Below are 20,755 nucleotides of genomic sequence, written 5' to 3' on the forward strand. Positions count from 1 at the left end.
TGAACATCAGTACCGAACTGTGAAACAATGGGGACATCACCCCGTAATCCTAAGGAGCTAGAACTATGGCAGCAGAACGCTTTTACGATGATGATGCCGACCTGTCCGTCATCCAGGGCAAGAAGGTCGCCGTCATCGGGTACGGCAGCCAGGGCCACGCGCACTCGCTGAGCCTGCGCGACTCGGGCGCCGAGGTCCGCATCGGCCTCAAGGAGGGCTCGGCCAGCCGCGACAAGGCCGCTGCCGAAGGCCTCGAGGTCGGCACCCCCGCCGAGGTGGCCGCATGGGCCGATGTAATCACCATCGCCGCACCCGACCAGGTGCAGGCCGAGATCTACAACAGCGAGATCAAGGATCAGCTGGCTCCCGGCAAGACGCTCGTGTTCATCCACGGCTTCAACATCCGCTACGACTACATCCAGGCTCCCGAGGGTGTCGACGTCATCATGGTCGCCCCGAAGGGCCCCGGCCACGTCGTGCGTCGTGAGTTCGTCGACGGACGCGGTGTGCCCGTCCTCGTCGCCGTTGAGGTCGACGCTTCCGGCAAGGCCTGGGACACCGTCCTGTCCTACGCCAAGGCCATCGGCGGCCTGCGCGCCGGCGGCATCAAGACGACCTTCACCGAGGAGACCGAGACCGACCTGTTCGGTGAGCAGACCGTGCTCTGCGGCGGAGTCTCGCACCTCGTGCAGTACGGCTTCGAGACCCTGACCGAGGCCGGCTACCAGCCCGAGATCGCCTACTTCGAGGTCCTCCACGAGCTCAAGCTCATCGTCGACCTGATGGTCGAGGGCGGCATCGCCAAGCAGCGCTGGTCCTGCTCCGACACCGCTGAGTACGGTGACTACGTCTCCGGCCCGCGGGTCATCACCCCCGAGGTGAAGGAGAACATGAAGGGCGTCCTCGACGACATCCAGAACGGCAAGTTCGCCGAGCGCTTCATGAACGACCAGAAGAACGGTGCACCGGAGTTCAACGAGCTGCGTGCGAAGGAAGAGCAGCACCCGATCGAGTCCACCGGTCGCGAGCTGCGCAAGATGTTCGCATGGCTCAAGGACAGCGACGACGACTACACCGAGGGCACTGCCGCTCGCTGAGTCCCCTCGCCGAGGCGGCGGTGCTTGAGCACCGCCGGATGAGGTGAGAGAAGCCCCGAACACCGACAGGTGTCCGGGGCTTCGTCGTGTGCCGGCGCAGGTGCGGAGACGAGTTGCCGGGTCATGGTGTGCCCGATGGATCCGCCTCGCCGAGGTGGCGAGCTGTTCGACGGTTCTCTGCTCAGGTTCTGCCGTTTCTCACGCCTTCGGCGGCACGGGGAGGTGATCTCGATTACTGTGGAGGGGTGACGAACTACAGATTCGAAGACTTCAAACCGACCATCGACGAGTCCACCGGCGAGCCCGATGAGCGCACGAAAGGCTATTTCGCGTCGACGAGCGTGGGCTTCCACGACCCGCGGTCGACCGATGCGGCCCTGCTCAATCGGGTCAAGCGGGCGATCGCCGATGGGCGCAACCTCACGGCCGTCTACGCTGATCAGGAGTTCGCCCATGGGCTCGACTCCGCGATCCCGGTGGCGACGTTCGCGTGGTTCGAGAAGCTCGTCAACGTCGGCGGGGGACGCCTCGTGCCCGGCCACCTCATCACGTGGATCACGGTGCGCCCAACCCATCGGCGGCGCGGACTGCTCCGCACGCTGATGACCACCGACCTCGCCGAGGCGAAGGCCAACGGCTATCCGTTCGCCGCGCTGACGGCGACCGAGGGCGGAATCTACTCCCGATTCGGCTTCGGTGTGGCCACGTGGTCGCATTCGATCGAGGTCGACACCTCGCCCGGGTTCAAGATGGTCCGCGAACCCGACCGGCGGGTGGAGATGTGCCTGCCCAGTGAGCTGCGGGAGCTGGCTCCGAAGATCTACGGCGAATTCATGCGGAGCTCGCCCGGAGCCATGGAGCGCCAGCAGACCTACATCGAGCGCGCCACCGGTGCGCTCAATGTCGAGACCGGGGAAGAGGACCGCGGAGTCCGCGCGGCACTGCACTTCGATGAGCAGGGCGAGCCCGACGGCTATGTCTCCTACAAGTTCGCCGGTTGGTCGAAGACCCCGCCGACCGTCGACATCATCGATTTCGTGGCCGTCACCGATGCCGCGTACGCCTCCCTGTGGTCATTCCTCGCCGCGATCGACCTCTCGACGCGGGTGACCTTCGCCGAGTCCGCCGAATACTCTCCGCTGCCGTGGCTGCTCACCGATTCGCGACGCGTGAAGACCGTAGCGACCGAAGACAACATCTGGATCCGCATCCTCGACGTCAAGGCCGCATTGGAGGCCCGACCCTGGTACGTGCCCGGGACCCTGACGATCGATGTCGACGATTCGCTCGACCTGACCGGGGGACGGTTCACCATCACTTCGGACGGGCAGAGCGCCGAGGTGACACCCGCCTCGGATTCGACGCCTGCAGACCTCGGGCTGGGCATCGCCGAGCTCGGCTCCCTGTACTTCGGCGGGGCCGATCCGGTCATCCTCTCCCGCGCTGGGCGCCTCGATGAGAAGACTCCGGGGGCTGCCGTGCTCGCCAGCGCGATGTTCAGCCTCGGTCGGGCACCGTATTCGCCGAACGGTTTCTGAGGGCCCGGTCTGTTGAGCGATTTTCCCAGAATCTGAGACCTTGTGAGCGCATTCGCGAAGTCTCATAAGATGGACACGTCCCGGATGCACCACCAGGAGGAAATCAGTGCCCAAACCCGTCGTGCTCATCGCCGAAGAACTGTCGCCGGCCACCATCGAAGCTCTCGGAGGAGACTTCGATATCCGCCACACCGAGGGTGCTGACCGTTCCCAGCTCCTTCCCGCCATCGCCGATGCCGATGCGATCCTCGTCCGCTCGGCCACGCAGGTCGATGCCGAAGCGATCGCGGCGGCGAAGAATCTCAAGGTCATCGCCCGCGCCGGCGTCGGACTCGACAATGTCGATGTCCCGGCTGCCACCTCGGCGGGTGTCATGGTCGTCAACGCACCGACGTCGAACATCGTCTCGGCTGCCGAATTGACCATGGCCCACATCCTGGGATCCGCACGCTACTTCGGCGCCGGCAACACCTCACTCAAGGCGGGGGAGTGGAACCGGAAGAAGTACACCGGCGTCGAGCTCTACGAGAAGACGCTGGGCATCGTCGGACTCGGTCGCATCGGCGGACTCGTCGCCGAGCGCGCGAAGTCGTTCGGCATGCGTCTCGTCGGCTACGACCCCTACATCACGCAGGCCCGTGCCGCGCAGATGGGCGTCGAGGTCGTCGACCTGCCCGGCCTGCTCGCCGTGTCCGACTTCGTCACCGTGCACATGCCCAAGACACCTGAGACGATCGGCATGATCAGCACCGAGGAGCTCAAGGCCGCGAAGCCCGGTGCCCGGTTCATCAACGTCGCCCGCGGCGGCATCATCGACGAGGAGGCACTCGCCTCGGCGATCGCGGCCGGTGAGGTCGGCGGTGCCGGCATCGACGTGTGGAACACCGAGCCGCCGGAGCATTCGGCACTCATGGAGCTCGACTCCGTCAACGTCACCCCGCATCTGGGTGCCTCGACGCATGAAGCACAGGAGAAGGCCGGAGTGGCCGTCGCGAAGTCCGTGCGCAAGGCCCTGGCCGGCGAGCTCGTGCCCGATGCGGTCAACGTCGCCGGCGGTGCCATCCACGAGGATGTGCGCCCGGGCATCCCGCTGGCTGAGCGTCTCGGCCGGGTCGTCAATGCGCTGGCCGACTCCTCGGTCACGCACTTCAAGGTCGAGGTCAACGGTGAGATCGCGGACAAGGACGTCTCCGTCCTCAAGCTCTCCGCTCTCAAGGGCCTGTTCAAGGACGTCGTGTCCGACCAGGTCTCCTACGTCAATGCACCGCTGCTGGCCGAGGAGCGCGGAATCGGCGTCGAGCTCGTTACCGATCCCTACTGCGAGTCGTTCCGCAATATCACTCGACTCACGGCGACGACGAGCACAGGACAGCGGATCTCCGTGGCGGGCACCGTGACCGGACCGAAACTCGTGCAGAAGCTCACCGAGGTCGACGGCTACTCGCTCGAGATCGAGCTGACCGACAACCTGCTGATCTTCCGCTATGAGGATCGGCCGGGCATCATCGGTCAGCTGGGTCTGGCGCTCGGGGCCAACAGCGTCAACATCGCCGGTATGCAGGTCTCGCCCGCGTCGACGAGCAATGAGGCGCTGTCTGTGCTCGCAGTCGACTCGGTCGTCTCCGACGAGGTCGTCAAGGCCGTCGCCGGGGCCGTGAATGCATCGACGTTCACCGCGGTGTCGCTGCAGGAGGACTGACTCACCGAAGCGTCCGTATCAGGGCCCGTTCATCCCGCCAGCCACAGAGCGAAGCGGGGTGAGCGGGTCCTTCGTCTCAGCAGAGTCCAGAACTCATCGGCGAGTACGGCAACGGCGATGCCGATGAGTGCTCCGGCGAGAGTATCGGTGAGCCAGTGGACCTGGAGAGCGGTGCGTGACCACATCATCGTCAGGATCCAGACGCCCGCGGCGATGAACGACCAATGGAAGCGCAGCCTCGGTGCCGGAGCCCTCATCTGCTGTTCGTGAGCACGGTCGGCATCCGCGCATTGTGCGTGTGCGCGTCGCGCTTCCCTGCGCTGTTCGTGAGCACGGGAGGCGATGATCGCCAGGCTCATCGCCAGGGCGGCGGCTCCCATCGAGTGCCCCGAAGGGTAGGAGAATCCGAGGGACTCGTAGAGCTGATCGCTCGGGCGCAGTCGCGTGACGATGGCTTTGAGGATCTCCGAGGTGGCGATGCCGGCGAGCATCGTTGTGGCCAGGAAGGCAGCGGATCTCCACCGTCGAAGCAGAGCGAAGAGTGCTGTGAGCAGCCCGGTGCAGATGACGACACCGGTGCCGCCGCCGACTTCAGCGAGGACGACGGCGACCCAGTACGGGACGGAGCCGTGGTCGAGGCCGACGAATCCGAGCCAGGACTGATCGACCGGAGTGGGGCCGATGTGGTCGAGGCGCAGCCACAAGCCGAAGGCGATGACGAGCAGGACGGCCGGCAGCGTCGACCACAGCAGCCAGCTGGGCTGCCTGCTCAAGCGTTCCAGAGGCCGTAGGTGTCGGCCAGCGAAGCGATCTTCTTCGCGCGGGCCAGGCGCGGGAGGTAGGAGCCGTCGGTGATCTCGGATCCGCCCTCCGCGGCTTCGAGCATCTGCCGGGCCCAGTCACGTTCGTCCTCGCTCGGGCTCATCGCCTCGTTGAGGGTGTTGACCTGGTCGATGCTGAGCACGAGTTTGCCGGTCATGCCCATCATGTGGGTGATCTCGGCGTCGGACCAGACCTTCTCGGCATCGGCATCGGCGGCCGACGGGCCGTCGATGGGGCCGGGCAGGCCACCCATACGGGAGGCGATGGTCAGGCGCGATCGTGCGTAGGCCAGGGCCATGGGATCACCGGAGAAGCCGGTGTCCTTGCGGAAGTCATTGGTGCCGAACGCGAGCCGGAAAGTGCCGGGCGCCTCGGCGATTCGGGTGGCGTTCTCGACTCCGCGTGCGGATTCGAGGAGCGCGAGCACGGGCAGGCCTGCCTTTGCGCGCATCGCAGTGTAGGACACCTGCTCGGGGCGTTCGGTCTCCGGCAGCATCACTCCGCGCAGGCCGGGGAGCATCGCGATCGCGGCGAGGTCGTCATCCCAGAACTCGGATTCCATCTTGTTGATGCGCACCCAGGCGGACATTCCGTTCTCGAGGGCGCGTACGACATTGTCGCGGGCGTCGAGCTTCTTGTCTTCGGCGACGGAAGCCTCGAGGTCGAAGATGACGGAATCCGCTTCCGAGGTCTGCGCGGGAGTGAAGCTCTCCTCTTTGGCAGCGTTGACGAGCAGCCAGGACCGGGAGAGCTTGGCGGGCAGAGCTGCGGCACGGGCATTGCGGATGGTTTCGGTCAATGATCGACTTTCTCTCGGGGCTGGGAACTGGCGGCCCCCACGGGGTTTGGGGTGCTATGTCCATCTTCGTCGCTGCCGGCGCAGATGTGTAGCCGACAGCAGGGATTGAGACGTGAATTTGTTCATGGTGGCACACGGGGGTCGGGCGCGAACGTCGCTGCACCCCCGCGCCATTGCGTCGGTGCAGACGACTGTCCACATTATAGGACAGTGGAGTTGAATGGTGAGATGAAGTCTTATTCTGTGAGCATGAAGTTCTCAATCGCAGTCATGCCCGGAGATGGAATCGGCAACGAGGTCGTCCCCGAAGGCCTCAAAGTCCTCCAGCGTGCCATCGAAGTCGCGGGAGAGCCCGTCGAGCTCGAGCTCACCGACTACACGGTCGGCGCGCAGCGCTGGCATGAGACGGGTGAGACGCTCACCGATGAGGAGCTTGAGTCGCTGCGGGACCATGACGCCATCTTCTTCGGCGCCTGCGGAGATCCGTCCGTGCCCTCGGGCGTGCTCGAGCGCGGAGTCATCCTCAAGATGCGCTTCGGGCTCGGGCATGCGGTGAATCTGCGTCCCTCGAAGCTGTTCGCCGGGGTGACCAGCCCGTTGGCGGCGCCCGGGAAGATCGATTTCGTCGTCGTCCGCGAGGGAACCGAAGGCTCCTATACGGGTTCGGGCGGCTCCGTGCGCACCGATACCCCGCAGGAGGTCGCGACCGAGGTCTCGGTCAACACCTGGTACGGAGTCGAGCGCGCCGTCCGCGACGCCTTCGCTCGCGCGCAGGCCCGGAACAAGAAGCTCACGTACGTCCACAAGCACAATGTCATGGTCCACGCCGGACACCTGTGGCGCCGCGTCGTCGAGAAGGTCGGGCAGGAGTACCCCGAGGTGGCCGTCAACTACGAGCACACGGATGCCTGCACGATCTACATGGTCACGGACCCGAGCCGTTACGACGTCATCGTCACCGACAACCTCTTCGGCGACATCCTCACCGACCTCGCCGCCGCAGTCACCGGCGGAATCGGGTTGGCCGCCTCGGGCAACCTCAACGTCGAAGGCACCGCGCCAAGCCTCTTCGAGCCCATCCACGGATCGGCACCGGATATCGCCGGACAGCAGATCGCGGACCCGACGGCATCGATCCTCTCTGGTGCACTCATGGCCTCTCACCTCGGGCTCGAGACCGTAGCGAAGTCGATCGAGGTCGCCGTCGAAGCCGACCTCGCCGATCGCGACGGAACGAAGCGCTCCACCACCGAGGTGGGGGACGCGATCGCGGCACGGCTCGGCTGAGCCCTCACCACGTCGTCGGCGACGGTCGGCACGTGACTTCACGGTTGCCTCGGCGAAGGCGTGCGTCTGACTTCACGGCCACCTGGGCAAGGGCGGGAGTGTGACTTCACAACCACCTCGGCGAAGTGGCGATCATCCCGACCGCGGGACGAAGCGGACATCACCCCGGCGCGACTCGTGCCGGGGTGATGGACTACCCTGACAGTGTCACTCATCACAATGAGAAGAGAGCTCCCATGACTGATTTCACCGTTCTTAAGAATCTCCAGCCGCAACCCGAGCTGGTCCGCGAGAACATCAAGAAGGATCCCGGTTTCGGCCAGTACTTCACCGACCATATGGCGCACATCCGATACACGGTCGATGACGGTTGGCAGGGGCACGAGGTCAAGCCCTACGGTCCGCTCGTCCTCGACCCGGCGGCCGCTGTGCTGCACTACGCTCAGGAGATCTTCGAAGGGCTCAAGGCCTACCGTCATGCTGACGGCTCGGTCTGGACCTTCCGTCCCGAGCGCAACGCCGCGCGCATCAACAAGTCAGCCGAGCGTCTCGCTCTGCCGCAGCTGAGCGAAGAGGACTTCGTCAACTCGCTCAAGACCCTCGTCGCCCAGGATCAGGTCTGGGTTCCGACGCCGGAGTCGGACGCCGACGAGTCGAGCCTGTACCTGCGTCCCTTCATGATCGCGACGGAGCGGTTCCTCGGCGTGCGGGCCAGCCACGAAGTCGACTACTACGTCATCGCGTCCCCTGCCGGACCGTACTTCTCCGGCGGCATCAAGCCCGTGTCGATCTGGCTCTCTCCCAAGCTCAAGCGCGCCGGAGCCGGCGGCACCGGTTTCGCCAAGTGCGGCGGCAACTACGCCTCTTCTCTGGTCGCGACCAACGAGGCGGCGGCCAACGGCTGCCAGCAGGTGCTGTTCACCGATTCGGTGGAGAATAAGTACATCGACGAGCTCGGTGGAATGAACCTCATGCTCGTGACGAAGAGCGGCAAGCTGCTCACTCCGGAACTGAGCGACTCGATCCTCGACGGCGTCACCCGTCGTTCGCTGCTCGAGCTGGCACCGCAGCTCGGGCTCGAGCCCGAAGAGCGCCAGATCTCCGTCGAGGAATGGCGCGAGGGTGCGGCCAGCGGTGAGATCGTCGAAGCTTTCGCGTGCGGCACCGCCGCGGTCATCACACCGATCGCCAAGCTCGTCAGTGAAGACTTCACCATCGACCACGGCGAAGCCGCTGGCGAGAAGACCATGGAGCTGCGCAAGACGCTGCTCGGAATCCAGTACGGTCGCCTCGAAGACAAGAACAACTGGCTCGTGCGCCTGGCCTGAGGCTGGGGCTGACCGGGACTGACGGGGCGGGGACGGCCTCGGGGCTGATGGCTCGGGGACTGCCTCGGGGTTGTTGGCTCGGGGTTGACGGGCCCCGGCTCGGCTGGCGGGCCGGACGCTGCGGTGATCGCAGCGTCCGGCCTTTCTGCGTTCGTGCGGATGTTACTTGTTGCTGAGGCGGCGCGTACGTTCCGTGCCTGCACATGGACTGTTTTACTCAATTGTGCGTAAATTGAGGTACTGTGTCTTCGTGCACACGACAACCTCGGCGTCGACACCGACCGCCTCCGAAGTCATCGCCCAGCTCCCCTGGAAATGGCGCACTCAGGGTGCCATCTTCATCATCGGTGGGCTCGGTTTCATGTTCGACGCGTGGGACGTCGCCCTCAACGGGTTCCTCATCCCGCTGCTCAGCGACTACTGGAGCCTGAGCGTCGGCGAGGCCGCGTGGATCGCCACAGCGAACCTCATCGGGATGGCGCTGGGCGCATTCATCTGGGGCGGCATCGCCGATGTCATCGGCCGGAAGAAGGCATTCACTCTCACGCTCCTCGTCTTCTCGATCTTCACGGTCGCCGGGGCCTTCGCTCCAGCCTACGGGTGGTTCATCCTCTTCCGATTCCTTGCGGGATTCGGACTCGGCGGATGCATCCCCGTCGACTATGCGCTGGTCGGAGAGTTCACTCCCAGTCGTCATCGTGGACGCGTGCTCACTGCCATGGACGGCTGGTGGCCGATCGGTGCATCTCTGTGTGCTTTCGTGTCTGCCTATCTGCTCGACTTCGGCGACTGGCGACTGATCATGCTCGTCATGATCGTCCCGGCGCTGCTCACCGTCGCTGTCCGGTTCGGAATCCCCGAATCACCCCTCTATCTCGCTTCGGTCGGCCGCTACCGGGAAGCCGACGCAGTCATCACCCGGCTTGTCGAGCGCACCGGCGCCGATGTCCGTGAATGGACGCACGATGCGCCGAGTGCTGTTGGCACGGACGGCGACGTCCAGCCTGTTCCGGACGATGAAACCGCCCAGCACTCAGACTCCTCAGCAGGGCCCGCGGACCCGGCGGACTCAGCGGACCCAGCGGGCCTACCCAGCCCAGCAGGCTCAGCAAGCTCAGCGGGCTCGAGCGTGAACCGGCAGCTGCGTGCTGCCAGCGGTCAGCTCGTGCAGCTCTGGCAGCACTCGGCCAAGACGACTCTCGTCTCCTGGTCGCTGTTCGTCTCTGTTCTCCTTGTCTACTACGCGGCACTGACATGGCTGCCCGGAATCCTCAAGAAGCAGGGTTTGGCCGACCAGGCGGCCTTCCTCGTGACGGGGTCGATGACTGCGGTCGGCATCCTCGGCGTGGTCGTCTCGGCCCTCATCGTCGAGCGATTCGGACGCAAGGCTGTGCTGGGTGTGTCTTCGATCCTCGCCGCTGTGCTCCTCGTCGGGGCAGCGGTGTTCATCGAAGCCTCCGGTGCCGAACTCACCTTCACTGCGAAAGCGACGATCATCGGATTCGGGTTCGTCATCCAGATCGCGATCCCGACCCTCTACACCTATGTCTCCGAGCTCTACCCGACGCGTCTGCGCGGCTCTGGATTCGGGTGGGCTTCAGCGGCATCACGATTGGCGACGGGCATTGCGCCGATCGTCTTCGGCGCGTTCATGTGGCCGGTGCTCGGACTCACGCTGACGTTCATCCTCACCGGTGCCCTCGTCGTCGCAGCGGTCGTGCTCATGAGCTTCCTCGCTCGAGAGACCACCGGCGAAGAACTGAGCTGAGCCAGTCTACTGCGCTGAGCCAGTCAATCGACGGGTCGGGAATCCGCCTGGCGGCTGCCTGGGTCGAAGGCGGCCGTCAGCCGATTTGCAGGCTTGTGACCTGGGGATACGTGCACGGGAAAAGTCGTGTCAGTGCCTCCGTATAGTGTGTGAGGCATGGAGGCAGCGCAGGTTCCAGACGTACTCACCGAGATCCGTCGGTGGCGCACCCGCCTGTCCGAATTGCCCCCGGCAACGACCGAGGAAGAGGCCATCGACCGGATCACGGCGTTGGAGGAACTGACCGCAGCGGGCGCGGCCGCGCAGGCGCGGGAGACCCTGACATTCGACATGCTCCGCCGAAACCGGGAAGCCGAAGACGGAGTCGCCAGCAAGAAGCAGGGACTCGGAGTCGGGGCCGAGGTCGGCCTGGCGAGGAAAGTCTCCCGCTACCGTGGCGACGGGCTCCTGAAGTTCTCGCGCACGCTTCTCATGGACCTGCCCCACACCTATGCGGCGATGAAGGGCGGCGACATCTCGGAGGAGAAGGCCCGCGTCGTCGCGAAGGAATCCGACTGGCTGCCGCGCGAAAAGAAGCACGAACTCGATGAACGTATGGCCGAGCGCCTCCCCGAGGTGGGAGTCAGACGACTCGGCAACGAGGTGCGAGCGCTGGCACAGAAACTCGACCAAAAAGCTGCGGTCGACCACCTCGAACGCTGCGTCGAAGAGCGCGCGGTGACCGTGCGCCCGGCACCAGGGAACATGGCCTACCTGACGGCACTGCTGCCGATGCCGCAGGCAGTTGCCGCCTACACCAACCTGCAGAAGTCGGCACAGAGCCTCATCGCCACCGGCGAGGCCGACGGACGGACACAGAGCCAGATCACCGCTGACCTGCTGGTTGAGCGGCTGACCGGGCAGGAGACGACCGCCGCCGTGCCCACAGAAATCCACCTCATCATGCAGGCGAGCAGTCTGTTCGGGCCGGGAGACGAGCCTGCTTGGTTCCCCGGAGCCGGCCCGATCCCCGCGCAGTCGGCCCGGGACTTCGTGGTCGAAAACGACGCCGCCATGTTCATTCGACGGCTCTACACCCGTCCGGATGACGGCCAGCTGGTGCGGATGGACTCGCGGCGCAGGGAATTCTCGGGCCTGCTTCGGCGCATGGTTACCTTCCGTGACGACGTCTGCCGCTCACCCTGGTGCGAGGCGCCCATCAAACATGCCGATCACGCGGATTCGTTCGCCTCCGGCGGCGAAACCGACTGGGACAACTCGTCCGGTCTCTGCGCGGCCTGCAACTATGCGAAAGAACTCACGGGATGGCGCCACAAGGCGACCCCAGATGCTCTTGAGGTGATCACTCCGACTGGTCACCATTACCGCACCCGGACCAAACCGATCAGCGGCCCCGATCCGGGGCTGGTTCACGGCGAGGTCGTGGCAGAGACGACTGCGCCGCCGGACAACAGGACCGCAGCGTCACCGCCGGACAACAGGACCGCAGCGTCACTGCCGGAAGCCGACACATCGATTCAGGTGCTGCTCCCATGGCTGGCCAAACGACGAAGAGGCCAGCCGTCGACCGTCGATGTCGGCGGCACCGCCATCGGAATCGACATCTTCGACGCCGACGATGAAACGCTGAGCCCCATCGAGGAACTGCTCCTCACCGGAATCCAGGCGCACGCAGGATTCCGGTGAGACGGGGCGGCGGCCTGGCCCTCGGTCTGAGTCACGATTGGACGGTCGGCGTGAAACAGAGGCTGGTCATTCGAGCTGAAGCAACGGGTGGACGTTCGGCCCGAAGAACGGCCGGTCATTGGACTTGAAACGGCAGATGGTCACCGGAAGTTCAACCGATCGTTGTGGCACTGCACTAGGGTGATGGCCATGAACGACGGCAATGGACAACCGGTGTCCGGCGAACAGTCCGTCGCCCCCATGATCGAAGTCGTGTGGGGACGCCTGTCGGGACTGGGCCCGGGGTGGCAGGGCGTGCCCTCAGGTCCGGGCGTGTCCGGCGTTCTTCCTCCACGGGAAGAGGTCGAAGCGATCTACGGTGCCGCAGCCGCGGAACCACCGCTCAACGAAGATCCCAAATACGCCACGCTGTTCGCCGACGTCTACGATGTCTCGGTCCGCAGAGGACAAGTGGTGATGGCGCTGGCCCGATCCCAGACCGACGGACGTTTGAGCGCTTTCGCCTACGGGCATTACTGGAACTGGGAAGAACAGAAGTATCCGTGGGCATTCGAACTGCAGAGCAGCCTCGGCGAACGCTGCACCGAACTCGAATCGACGTTCGCACTCAACCTGCTCGCACGGGACCCGCGACGCCGCGATCAGGGGATCGGCCGACGGACTCTCAAAGCGTGGCTGAACGCCGTCGCCGGATACGGGTGCTGGCTGCAGACCGACGACATCGACAGCCCGGCCCGCCGTCTCTACGAGAGCCTTGGGTTCACCGAGCTCGGGCACGGCCCCGAAGCGCCTAACGGGCGCCCCGGCCTCGTGATGTTCCGGCCGGCACCGAGCTGACAGCCCTCGGCAGCGTCGCGGACCGGCGAAGTGTCCACGTCAGCCGTGATCACTAGGATGGGGACATGCGTGAAGATGACCCCACCACAGCGACAGCCCCGACGACGAGTGCTGAAACGCCTGAAGACGAAAACCTCTGGCTCGAAGACATCTACGGTGACGAGCAGATCGCCTGGGTCAAAGAACAGAACGCGAAAACGCTTGAGCGTTTCCACGACCCTCTCTTCGACTCGATCGCCGGTGATCTGCGCACCGCCCTGGACTCCGACGACCGCATTCCGATGGTCACCAAACGCGGCGACCACTTCTTCAACTTCTGGCGAGACAAGAAGAACCCGAAAGGTGTGTGGCGACGCACCACCTGGGACAGCTACCGCACCGCGGAGCCGGACTGGGACGTGCTTCTCGACGTCGACGAACTGGCCGCCCGCGAAGACACATCCTGGGTCTGGTCCGGTGCCATGGTCCGCCGCAGCGACCACCGCCGCGCCCTCATCCTCCTGTCTCCGGACGGGGGCGACTCGCACAGGGTCCGCGAATTCGACCTCGACGACCGAACCTTCGTCGACGGAGGATTCGACATTCCCGCCGCGAAGACTCGACTGGCCTGGCTCGATGACGACACCGTGCTCGTCGCCACCGAAACCGACGCCGACTCGCTGACGACTTCGTCCTACCCCCGCCAAGCTCGAGCGCTCAAACGCGGACAGGCCGTATCCGAGGCCCCGATCATCGCCGAGGTGCCTCGAGACCACGTCGCCATCTTCGTCGGCAGCGACGTCCGACCAGGTGCGGAGACGACGGACCGAGCCGTCATCGTCGATGCCATCGACTTCTTCAACTCGCAGCTGAGCTTCCTCGACCTCGACGACATCCGCGTCGGCGGTGACACCGCAGACACCGACAGCACGCTCACCACCGACCCCGCGGAGTGGACCGAAGCACTCACCGCGGTCGACGTGCCCACCGATGTCGAGGTCGGTTTCGAACGCGACCTCGTCCTCTTCCGCCCCCAGTCGAACTGGAACGCCGCCACCACCGAGGTGCCCGCCGGCGGACTCGCCGTCGCCGACATCAGCGCGGTCAAGCAGGGCGAGATCACTCCGCGCGTGATCTTCACCCCCGACGCCCACACTTCGCTCCAGTCGTTCACCTTCACCCGCGACTACCTCGTCCTCGAGCTGCTGGCCGATGTGCAGTCGAAACTCACCGTGCTCGACCTCGGCAACGACTTCGCCGAGTCCACCCTGCCCGGCGTCCCCGCCAACCACATGGTCGGCCTCAGCGCCGTCGACAAGTTCGACCCCGCCACAGCCAACGACTACTGGATGGTCAGCACCGGATTCCTCACGCCTTCGACCCTGTCCTACGGAACGCTGGGTGAGACTCCCGCAACCTCGACCTCGGAGGACGGCGCCACCTGCACGCCCATCGCCGAGGTGATCAAAACGGCACCGGCGCTGTTCCCGACCGAGGGGCTCAGCGTCGAGCAGCACTTCGCCACCAGCGCCGACGGAACGACGATCCCGTACTTCCAGATCGCGGCTTCAGACCTCGAGCTCGACGGGAACAACCCCACACTCCTCGACGGCTACGGAGGGTTCGAAGTCAGCCGGACACCCGGATACTCTCCGGTCGTGGGCATCGGCTGGCTCGGCCGACAGACCCGCACCGATTCGCTCGGTCGCCGAGGCGTCTACGTGCTGGCGAACATCCGCGGGGGAGGCGAATACGGGCCCGAATGGCATACCTCGGCGATGCGGGAGAACCGCATGCGCTGCTATGAGGACCACTCCGCCGTGGCCCGTGACCTCATCGACCGCGGAGTGACGAGCCCGCGTCGCCTGGGCTGCGCGGGCGGATCCAATGGCGGACTGCTGGTGGGAAACATGCTCACCCAGTATCCGGAGCTCTTCGGCGCCGTGTCCTGCGGTGTACCCCTGCTGGATATGCGGCGATACACGAAGCTCAGCGCAGGATATTCGTGGAAGGCCGAATACGGCGACCCGGACGTGGCTGAGGATTGGGAGTTCATCAAGAGCTTCTCGCCCTACCACCTCATCGAAGACAACCGTGACTACCCACCGGTCCTGTTCTGGACCGCCACGTCCGACGATCGAGTCGGACCGGTCCAGGCCCGGAAGATGGCGGCCCGAATGCAGGCGGCAGGAATCGATGACGTGTGGTTCTTCGAGGACACCGAAGGCGGCCACTCGGCGGCGTCGGACAATGAGCAGACAGCGTTCACCAGAGCATTGAGCTACCGCTTCCTGTGGAACGCCCTGACAGGGGAGTAGGTTGGAGAGATGACGAACGAGACACAGCACTTCCACGGCGAATACAAGGTCATCGGCGGCAAACTCGTCGTCGCCGATGTGGTGACCGACGACAAGACCATCACCGAGGTGAAGATCTCCGGCGATTTCTTCCTCGAACCCGAAGAAGCCTACTTCGACCTCGCCCCGGCACTCGTCGGCGCCAGCGTCAGCGCCGATAATGCGGCACTGCGCGCCCGCCTCGACGAGGCGCTCGCCGGCTACGGTTCGGAGCTGGCGATGCACGGGTTCTCCACCGCCGATATCGCCACGGTCGTGCGCCGGGCGCTCGGCTCGGCCGCGAACTTCACCGACTTCGACTGGCAGGTCATCCGCGGTGAAGTGCTGCCGACCCAGCTCAACGTCGCTCTCGACCAGGTGCTGCTCGAAGAGGTCGCTGCCGGCCGCCGCAAGCCGACCCTGCGGTTCTGGGAATGGGAGGACACCGCGACCGTCATCGGTGCCTTCCAGTCCTACGTCAACGAGCTGCGGCCCGAAGGGGTGGAGAAGCACGAAGTGCAGGTTGTCCGTCGGATCTCCGGCGGAGGTGCCATGTTCATGGAGGGCGGGAACTGCATCACCTACTCGATGTTCGTCCCTCCCACCCTCGTCGCCGGCCTCGACTACGAGGAGTCCTACGTCTTCCTCGACCAATGGGTGCTCGCTGCGCTGAAGACTCTCGGCGTCGAAGCCTTCTACAAGCCGATCAACGACATCTCCTCGACCGGCGGCAAGATCGGCGGCGCCGCGCAGAAGCGCATGCGCGACGGCACTCTGCTCCACCACGCCACGATGAGCTACGACATCGATGCCGACAAGATGGTCGAAGTCCTGCGCATCGGCGAGGCGAAGATCTCCGACAAGGGCGTAGCGAGTGCGAAGAAGCGCGTCGACCCGCTGCGCAGCCAGACCGGTGAGGCCCGCAAGGACATCATCGACCTCATGGCCGACACCTTCGCGACCCGGTACGGAGCCACCTACGGCACCTACACCGAGGCGGAGCTGCAGCGGGCGCGCGAGCTCGTCGATGAGAAGTTCGGCACCGAAAAGTGGACGCACCGAGTCCCGTGAGGCCGAGCAGGCGATCCTGGACGAGCAGATGACCGTGGCCGGCGAGATGGCCGCAGGCGAGCCGAACCCCGCCGATCGCCCGACATTCCGCGGCACGATCGTCGCCCTCGGCGGAGGCGGGTTCTCCATGTCGGAGACAGGGGAGTCGGCCACCGATGACGCACTCCTGCGGATGGCTCAGGCTGCAGGTGTCGGAGACCGACGCGCCGACGATCCACGACCGCATGTGTGCTTCGTCCCCACGGCGTCGGGCGACAGCAGCGACTACATCGAACGCTTCGAAGCCGCGTTCGCCGGGAGAGCGCACACCCACGTGCTCTCCCTGTTCGGCCAGAGTCCCTGGGACTACCGAGCCCCGGACATGCTCGCCGACATGGACCTCGTCTATGTCGGCGGCGGTTCGACGGCGAACCTCCTCAGTCTGTGGCGTCGGCACGGAGTCGATGAGGCGATGGCGCGGGCCGCCGACGGCGGGACGATCCTCGCCGGGATCAGCGCGGGAGCGAACTGCTGGTTCGCCGCCTCCTCGACCGACTCATTCGGTCCTTTGGCCCCGCTCGATGACGGGCTCGGCTTCCTCCCGGGAAGCGCCTGCCCTCACTTCCACGGCGAACCCGGACGGGAGGAATCCTTCCTCCGCTGGATCGAACAGGGCCGACTTCCCAGCCCCGGGATCGCCATCGACGATCACGCCGCGGTCGTGTTCGAAGACGGCAGAGCCACCTCGGTGCTGGTCGATTCTCCGGAGGCGAGAGCCTACAGCGTCGATGAACACGGCGGGATCCGAATCCTCGACGAACACGGACAGGCCGCGGCCGTCGCCGAGCACGAGCGAACCGAGGAGAACTTCGGGACGGACGAATGACCGCATCGGCCCCGGTGGTCTGTAGGATTGGGAGTCAACCACATCCCCTTCACGAGGAGAGCCATGCGCCAGGTCGAACCGTCCGTTGAACTGCTCGCCAAGCCCAGCATCGATTGGGAAGCGATGCGGACCTACCTCGACGAAGTCGGCGGCACGTCCTGGGCGGATCGGGTCGAGGACGCGGAATCTCCCGACGCCGAGGATCTCCTCGAGTTCTCCGGCCGCATGTGCTACCGCTCGTGGGAGCCGGGGCTGAACCCGAACGTCTCACGCGTGCGCACCGATTCCGCGCAGTACATCGGCAATGTCGTGAGGTCCCAGCACGGTTCCGTGCTCGAACACGCGAACTTCTCCTTCGTCCTCCACAACGTCTCCCGGGTGCTCACCCACGAGCTCATCCGCCACCGCGCGGGCTCCGCATTCTCACAGGAATCCCTGCGCTATGTGCGCCTGTCCGACATCCCGTTCTGGTTCCCCGAATGGGCCCGTGAAGATCCCGAACTCATGGAACGCAGCCTCAAGGTCCTCGACACGCTCGAAGAGCACCAGAAATGGATGGCCGAGCACTTCGAACTCGATGAGTCGAGCACGAAGTTCTCCCACAAGAAGCACATGACTTCGTTCATGCGCCGCTTCGCCCCTGAGGGCCTGGCCACCGGCATCGTCTACACCGCGAACCTGCGCTCCCTGCGCCACGTCATCGAGATGCGCACCGCCAAGGGCGCCGAAGAGGAGATCCGCCTCGTGTTCAACAAGATCGGTGAGGTGATGCGGGAAGAGGCCCCCGCAGTCTTCGCCGACTACGAGGTCGTCGACGGGGAATGGATCCCCGGCACACGCAAGGCCTGAACCAGAGACCAGGAGGAACCGTCATGGCCGATATCTACGCAGCCCAGCTCAATCCCGGCAAGCTCGAGGTCGTCACCGACTGGGTCGCCGCGCAGAAGTGGGCGAGCGAACTCGACCTCGCGGCGAACCCGCTGGAACAGGTCACGTCCTACCGCTTCGATGACCCCGCCGGCGAGGTCGGGCTCGAGGTCCACATCGTCCGCAGCGGTGACCGGCACCTCCAGGTTCCGCTGAGCTACCGCGGGGAACCGCTGAAAGGTGCCGATGAGCATCTGGTCGCGACCATGGAGCACTCGGTGCTCGGGAAACGCTGGGTGTACGCGGGCATGGGCGATCCCGTGTTCCGCCAGCGCCTCGACGACGCCATCGCGACAGCCGGAACCTCGGCCAAGCAGTACCGCGTGGACGAAGCCGGCAACCGCGGAGACGAGATCACCGAGGTGGCCCACGCCTTCGGGACGGGACCGCTGCCCGGCGCCGGCGACGTTGAGATGCTCTACCAGCTCAACCTCGATTCGCCCGGCGAAGGCTCGGAAGGCGGCCTGCTGCTGGGACGCTGGGCCGGTCAGGAAAACTCGGTCGTCCTCGCCGTCATGGCCTGAGACTCCGAGGCACCGACCCGCGGCGGCCGGCTCACGGTCGGCCCGTCACCGACCCAGGTCGATGATCGTCATCCCCGCCGTCACCGCGGGGACGCTCATCGCCTCCATCGCCTCGGGTGCTTCGTCGAGACCGATGACCTTCGTGACGAGCTCCTGCGGGCGCAGCCGACCCGCGACGACGAGTTCGACGAGTCCGGGGTAGTCGGCGGCGGCCATTCCGTGCGAACCGAGCACACTGAGCTCGAGCGCGATCACCCGCGGCACATCGATGACCGGCTCTTCGGGCAGCAGCCCGATCTGCACATGCCGGCCCAGGGGCGCCAACGCCCCGATCGCCGCCCGGATCGTATCGGCCCGACCCAGCGCATCGACGGTCACATCCACTCCATCGGGGCAGTCGTCGCTGAACTGCGCGACCACCTCGGCGCTCAGCTCGTCCGGACTCAGCCCGGAGGCGTTGACGGTCCTGCCGGCACCGAGGGTCCGCGCGGACTCAAGGCCCGCCTCGGCGATGTCGATCGCCACGACCTGCGCGCCGAGAGCCCGGGCGATCATGATCGCCGACAGTCCGACTCCGCCGCAGCCGAACACGGCCACCGTCTCCCCGGCGCTCAGCTGTGCGCGTGCCCGCAGCCCGTGGAAAGCCGTGGCAAAGCGGCAGCCGAGACCGACGACAGCCGCGGCCGGGAGTTCCTCCGGCACGGCCACGAGGTTCGCATCGGCATGGTGGATGACGACCTGATCGGCCCATGAGCCGAGATGCGTGAAGCCCGGCTGCGTCTGCTCGGGGCAGACCTGTGCATTGCCGGAGAGGCACCAGCGGCAGGTCCCGCAGCCGCAGACGAACGGCACGGTCACGCGCTGACCGATGCGGAATTCCTCCACGCCGACCCCCACCGAGGCGATCCGACCGACCAGCTCATGTCCGGGAACATGAGGCAGATCGATCGTCGCATCGTGGCCCGACCAGGCATGATGATCGCTGCGGCAGACTCCCGTGGCTTCGACGTCGATGACCACGCCCGCAGCGGGCGTGGTCGGAGCAGCGATGTCGCGCAGCTGAGGGCGGACGGAGAACTGATCGAAGACGATGGCGCGCATACTGCTGATCGTAGACGGCACGTTCGGCCCGGAATCATCGCGTCCGCGTTCTGGCGGACGTCAGTGCGGGTGGATGTCGGCGGCCGCCAGAGCCTCGAGCATCCGTGCCCGCAGAGCCTGCGCCCGGGCCGAGAACTCCTTCTGTCGGCGCATGTACTCGGCCTTGCCGGCAGCGGTCTCGATGGCGACGACACCGTACCCCCATCCGCGCAGGTCATAGGGGGAGGCCTCCATGTCGAGCGTGCGGATGTCGAGCGCGAGATCGAAGCAGTCGACGACGAGACCGGAATCAGCGATCGGCGAGATCTTCATCGCCCATTTGTACAGATCCATGCCGGCATGCAGGCAGCCGGGCTGCTCATCGGCGATCATGCCCTCCCGGCGCGGCTGCAGAGTGTTGAGCGGCCTCGCGGGCTCGGTGAAGAAGCGGAACGCATCATGATGCGAACACTGGATGCGGTGACTTTCGACGACAGCATCGGTCTCGGCCGGGCTCAGCCGCAGCGGCACCTGCTGATGCCGGCGCTGCTCGTCGGTCAGACGGTAGACCATCGCCCACTCATGGATGCCGAAACACCCGAAATTCGCTTCCCGATGGAGTGTCGACGACAGCAGAGAGGCGATGAACTTCGCCCCGTCCCCGCGGTCTGTGCGCCAGGACCCGAGGTCGACCTCGGCGAAATTCCGGTCCTCATCGATGCGATACCAACGACGGTCGAAATACCGATGATCGGCCGCCTCGGCGAGCTCGACGCGGACTCCCGGACCGGGATGCCACTTCTTCAGCTGCCCGACCTTGAACGGATAGTAGGTGAAGAGGAAATCCTCGACCGGGTGGGACTCCTGGCGCATCCGCCGCTCGATGTGTGCATCGGTGCGCTCGGCGATCCCGGCAGCGTGCGCATCGCGCAGCGGCCGCCAGATCGCGGCAGGCACGACACCCTCACCGAGGCGGCCCGACGCGGAGTCGGCGCGCTCGGTCGTGGACGGAGTCGACGAGAGTGCGGAAGTCACCGGTCCATTGTCCCAGACCGCGAGGCGGATGCAGATTCGACGGCGGCGATGCCGACAGTGGGCGAGATCGGATTCGC

General features: G+C 65.6%; 17 protein-coding genes. 13 read left to right on the forward strand and 4 right to left on the reverse strand.

Features of this window, described 5'->3' with window-relative positions; genetic code table 11:
• Positions 1-65 precede the first annotated feature (65 nt).
• The 3 genes from ilvC (at position 66) to serA (ending at position 4,334) form a co-directional block, all read left to right on the forward strand.
• On the forward strand, positions 66-1,097 hold the full coding sequence (gene ilvC / locus ACSE4D_RS14540; RefSeq protein WP_135539560.1) for a ketol-acid reductoisomerase: 1,032 nt from the start codon (positions 66-68) through the stop codon (positions 1,095-1,097).
• A 245-nt stretch (positions 1,098-1,342) separates the two neighbouring features.
• Positions 1,343-2,635 (forward strand): GNAT family N-acetyltransferase, encoded by a 1,293-nt coding sequence (locus tag ACSE4D_RS14545; protein WP_135539558.1) that lies wholly within the window; start codon positions 1,343-1,345, stop codon positions 2,633-2,635.
• A 106-nt stretch (positions 2,636-2,741) separates the two neighbouring features.
• Positions 2,742-4,334, forward strand: coding sequence for a phosphoglycerate dehydrogenase (serA, locus tag ACSE4D_RS14550; protein ID WP_135539556.1), 1,593 nt, complete (start codon positions 2,742-2,744; stop codon positions 4,332-4,334).
• Positions 4,335-4,363: 29 nt separating this feature from the next.
• On the opposite strand, the gene ACSE4D_RS14555 is transcribed toward serA, so the two are convergent.
• Both ACSE4D_RS14555 and ACSE4D_RS14560 read right to left on the reverse strand, forming a co-directional pair.
• Positions 4,364-5,107 (reverse strand): phosphatase PAP2 family protein, encoded by a 744-nt coding sequence (locus ACSE4D_RS14555; protein ID WP_135539554.1) that lies wholly within the window; start codon positions 5,105-5,107, stop codon positions 4,364-4,366.
• Complete coding sequence (locus tag ACSE4D_RS14560; RefSeq protein ID WP_135539552.1) at positions 5,104-5,955, reverse strand: HpcH/HpaI aldolase/citrate lyase family protein; 852 nt, start codon at positions 5,953-5,955, stop codon at positions 5,104-5,106. Before ACSE4D_RS14560 ends, ACSE4D_RS14555 begins: the two co-directional genes overlap by 4 nt.
• Before the next feature lie 249 nt (positions 5,956-6,204).
• Here ACSE4D_RS14560 and ACSE4D_RS14565 point away from each other — a divergent pair, with 249 nt between their 5' ends.
• From ACSE4D_RS14565 to ACSE4D_RS14610, 10 genes are all read left to right on the forward strand, one after another.
• Entirely contained in the window at positions 6,205-7,242 is a 1,038-nt protein-coding gene (locus ACSE4D_RS14565; RefSeq protein ID WP_135539550.1) for a 3-isopropylmalate dehydrogenase, read from the forward strand.
• A gap of 236 nt (positions 7,243-7,478) precedes the next feature.
• Positions 7,479-8,570 carry a branched-chain amino acid aminotransferase gene (locus ACSE4D_RS14570; RefSeq protein WP_135539548.1) on the forward strand — a complete coding sequence of 364 codons (1,092 nt, stop codon included), beginning with the start codon at positions 7,479-7,481 and terminating at the stop codon, positions 8,568-8,570.
• Between the two features lie 250 nt (positions 8,571-8,820).
• Positions 8,821-10,338, forward strand: a complete 1,518-nt coding sequence (locus tag ACSE4D_RS14575; RefSeq protein ID WP_135539546.1) for an MFS transporter — start codon at positions 8,821-8,823, stop codon at positions 10,336-10,338.
• A gap of 156 nt (positions 10,339-10,494) precedes the next feature.
• On the forward strand, positions 10,495-12,024 hold the full coding sequence (locus ACSE4D_RS14580; RefSeq protein WP_436326142.1) for a DUF222 domain-containing protein: 1,530 nt from the start codon (positions 10,495-10,497) through the stop codon (positions 12,022-12,024).
• Between the two features lie 189 nt (positions 12,025-12,213).
• Positions 12,214-12,861 (forward strand): GNAT family N-acetyltransferase, encoded by a 648-nt coding sequence (locus ACSE4D_RS14585; RefSeq protein ID WP_436326143.1) that lies wholly within the window; start codon positions 12,214-12,216, stop codon positions 12,859-12,861.
• A 65-nt stretch (positions 12,862-12,926) separates the two neighbouring features.
• A complete protein-coding gene (locus ACSE4D_RS14590) occupies positions 12,927-15,158 on the forward strand; it encodes a prolyl oligopeptidase family serine peptidase (RefSeq protein ID WP_436326144.1) in 2,232 nt (743 codons plus the stop codon).
• Positions 15,159-15,167: 9 nt separating this feature from the next.
• Positions 15,168-16,247 (forward strand): lipoate--protein ligase family protein, encoded by a 1,080-nt coding sequence (locus tag ACSE4D_RS14595; RefSeq protein ID WP_436326145.1) that lies wholly within the window; start codon positions 15,168-15,170, stop codon positions 16,245-16,247.
• Positions 16,204-17,112, forward strand: coding sequence for a Type 1 glutamine amidotransferase-like domain-containing protein (locus tag ACSE4D_RS14600; RefSeq protein ID WP_436326146.1), 909 nt, complete (start codon positions 16,204-16,206; stop codon positions 17,110-17,112). The genes ACSE4D_RS14595 and ACSE4D_RS14600 overlap by 44 nt, the downstream gene beginning before the upstream one ends.
• A 63-nt stretch (positions 17,113-17,175) precedes the next feature.
• On the forward strand, positions 17,176-17,961 hold the full coding sequence (gene thyX / locus ACSE4D_RS14605) for an FAD-dependent thymidylate synthase (RefSeq protein WP_135539536.1): 786 nt from the start codon (positions 17,176-17,178) through the stop codon (positions 17,959-17,961).
• A gap of 23 nt (positions 17,962-17,984) precedes the next feature.
• A complete protein-coding gene (locus tag ACSE4D_RS14610; RefSeq protein WP_135539535.1) occupies positions 17,985-18,563 on the forward strand; it encodes a CG0192-related protein in 579 nt (192 codons plus the stop codon).
• Between the two features lie 45 nt (positions 18,564-18,608).
• Here ACSE4D_RS14610 and ACSE4D_RS14615 read toward each other — a convergent pair whose 3' ends face one another.
• Positions 18,609-19,664 carry a zinc-binding dehydrogenase gene (locus ACSE4D_RS14615; protein ID WP_436326147.1) on the reverse strand — a complete coding sequence of 352 codons (1,056 nt, stop codon included), beginning with the start codon at positions 19,662-19,664 and terminating at the stop codon, positions 18,609-18,611.
• Positions 19,665-19,724: 60 nt separating this feature from the next.
• Positions 19,725-20,678 carry a 3-methyladenine DNA glycosylase gene (locus ACSE4D_RS14620; RefSeq protein ID WP_436326148.1) on the reverse strand — a complete coding sequence of 318 codons (954 nt, stop codon included), beginning with the start codon at positions 20,676-20,678 and terminating at the stop codon, positions 19,725-19,727.
• Positions 20,679-20,755 lie beyond the last annotated feature (77 nt).

The sequence above is a fragment of the Brevibacterium sp. FAM 27836 genome, from assembly GCF_051351055.1.
Classification (GTDB): domain Bacteria; phylum Actinomycetota; class Actinomycetes; order Actinomycetales; family Brevibacteriaceae; genus Brevibacterium.

Coding starts and splice junctions, on each gene's coding strand:
- ilvC (WP_135539560.1), top strand. CDS start 66: ATGGCAGCAGAACGCTTTTACGATGATGATGCCGACCTGTCCGTCATC.
- ACSE4D_RS14565 (WP_135539550.1), top strand. CDS start 6,205: ATGAAGTTCTCAATCGCAGTCATGCCCGGAGATGGAATCGGCAACGAG.
- ACSE4D_RS14570 (WP_135539548.1), top strand. CDS start 7,479: ATGACTGATTTCACCGTTCTTAAGAATCTCCAGCCGCAACCCGAGCTG.
- ACSE4D_RS14580 (WP_436326142.1), top strand. CDS start 10,495: ATGGAGGCAGCGCAGGTTCCAGACGTACTCACCGAGATCCGTCGGTGG.
- ACSE4D_RS14585 (WP_436326143.1), top strand. CDS start 12,214: ATGAACGACGGCAATGGACAACCGGTGTCCGGCGAACAGTCCGTCGCC.
- ACSE4D_RS14590 (WP_436326144.1), top strand. CDS start 12,927: ATGCGTGAAGATGACCCCACCACAGCGACAGCCCCGACGACGAGTGCT.
- ACSE4D_RS14595 (WP_436326145.1), top strand. CDS start 15,168: ATGACGAACGAGACACAGCACTTCCACGGCGAATACAAGGTCATCGGC.
- ACSE4D_RS14600 (WP_436326146.1), top strand. CDS start 16,204: ATGAGAAGTTCGGCACCGAAAAGTGGACGCACCGAGTCCCGTGAGGCC.
- thyX (WP_135539536.1), top strand. CDS start 17,176: ATGCGCCAGGTCGAACCGTCCGTTGAACTGCTCGCCAAGCCCAGCATC.
- ACSE4D_RS14610 (WP_135539535.1), top strand. CDS start 17,985: ATGGCCGATATCTACGCAGCCCAGCTCAATCCCGGCAAGCTCGAGGTC.
- ACSE4D_RS14615 (WP_436326147.1), bottom strand. CDS start 19,664: ATGCGCGCCATCGTCTTCGATCAGTTCTCCGTCCGCCCTCAGCTGCGC.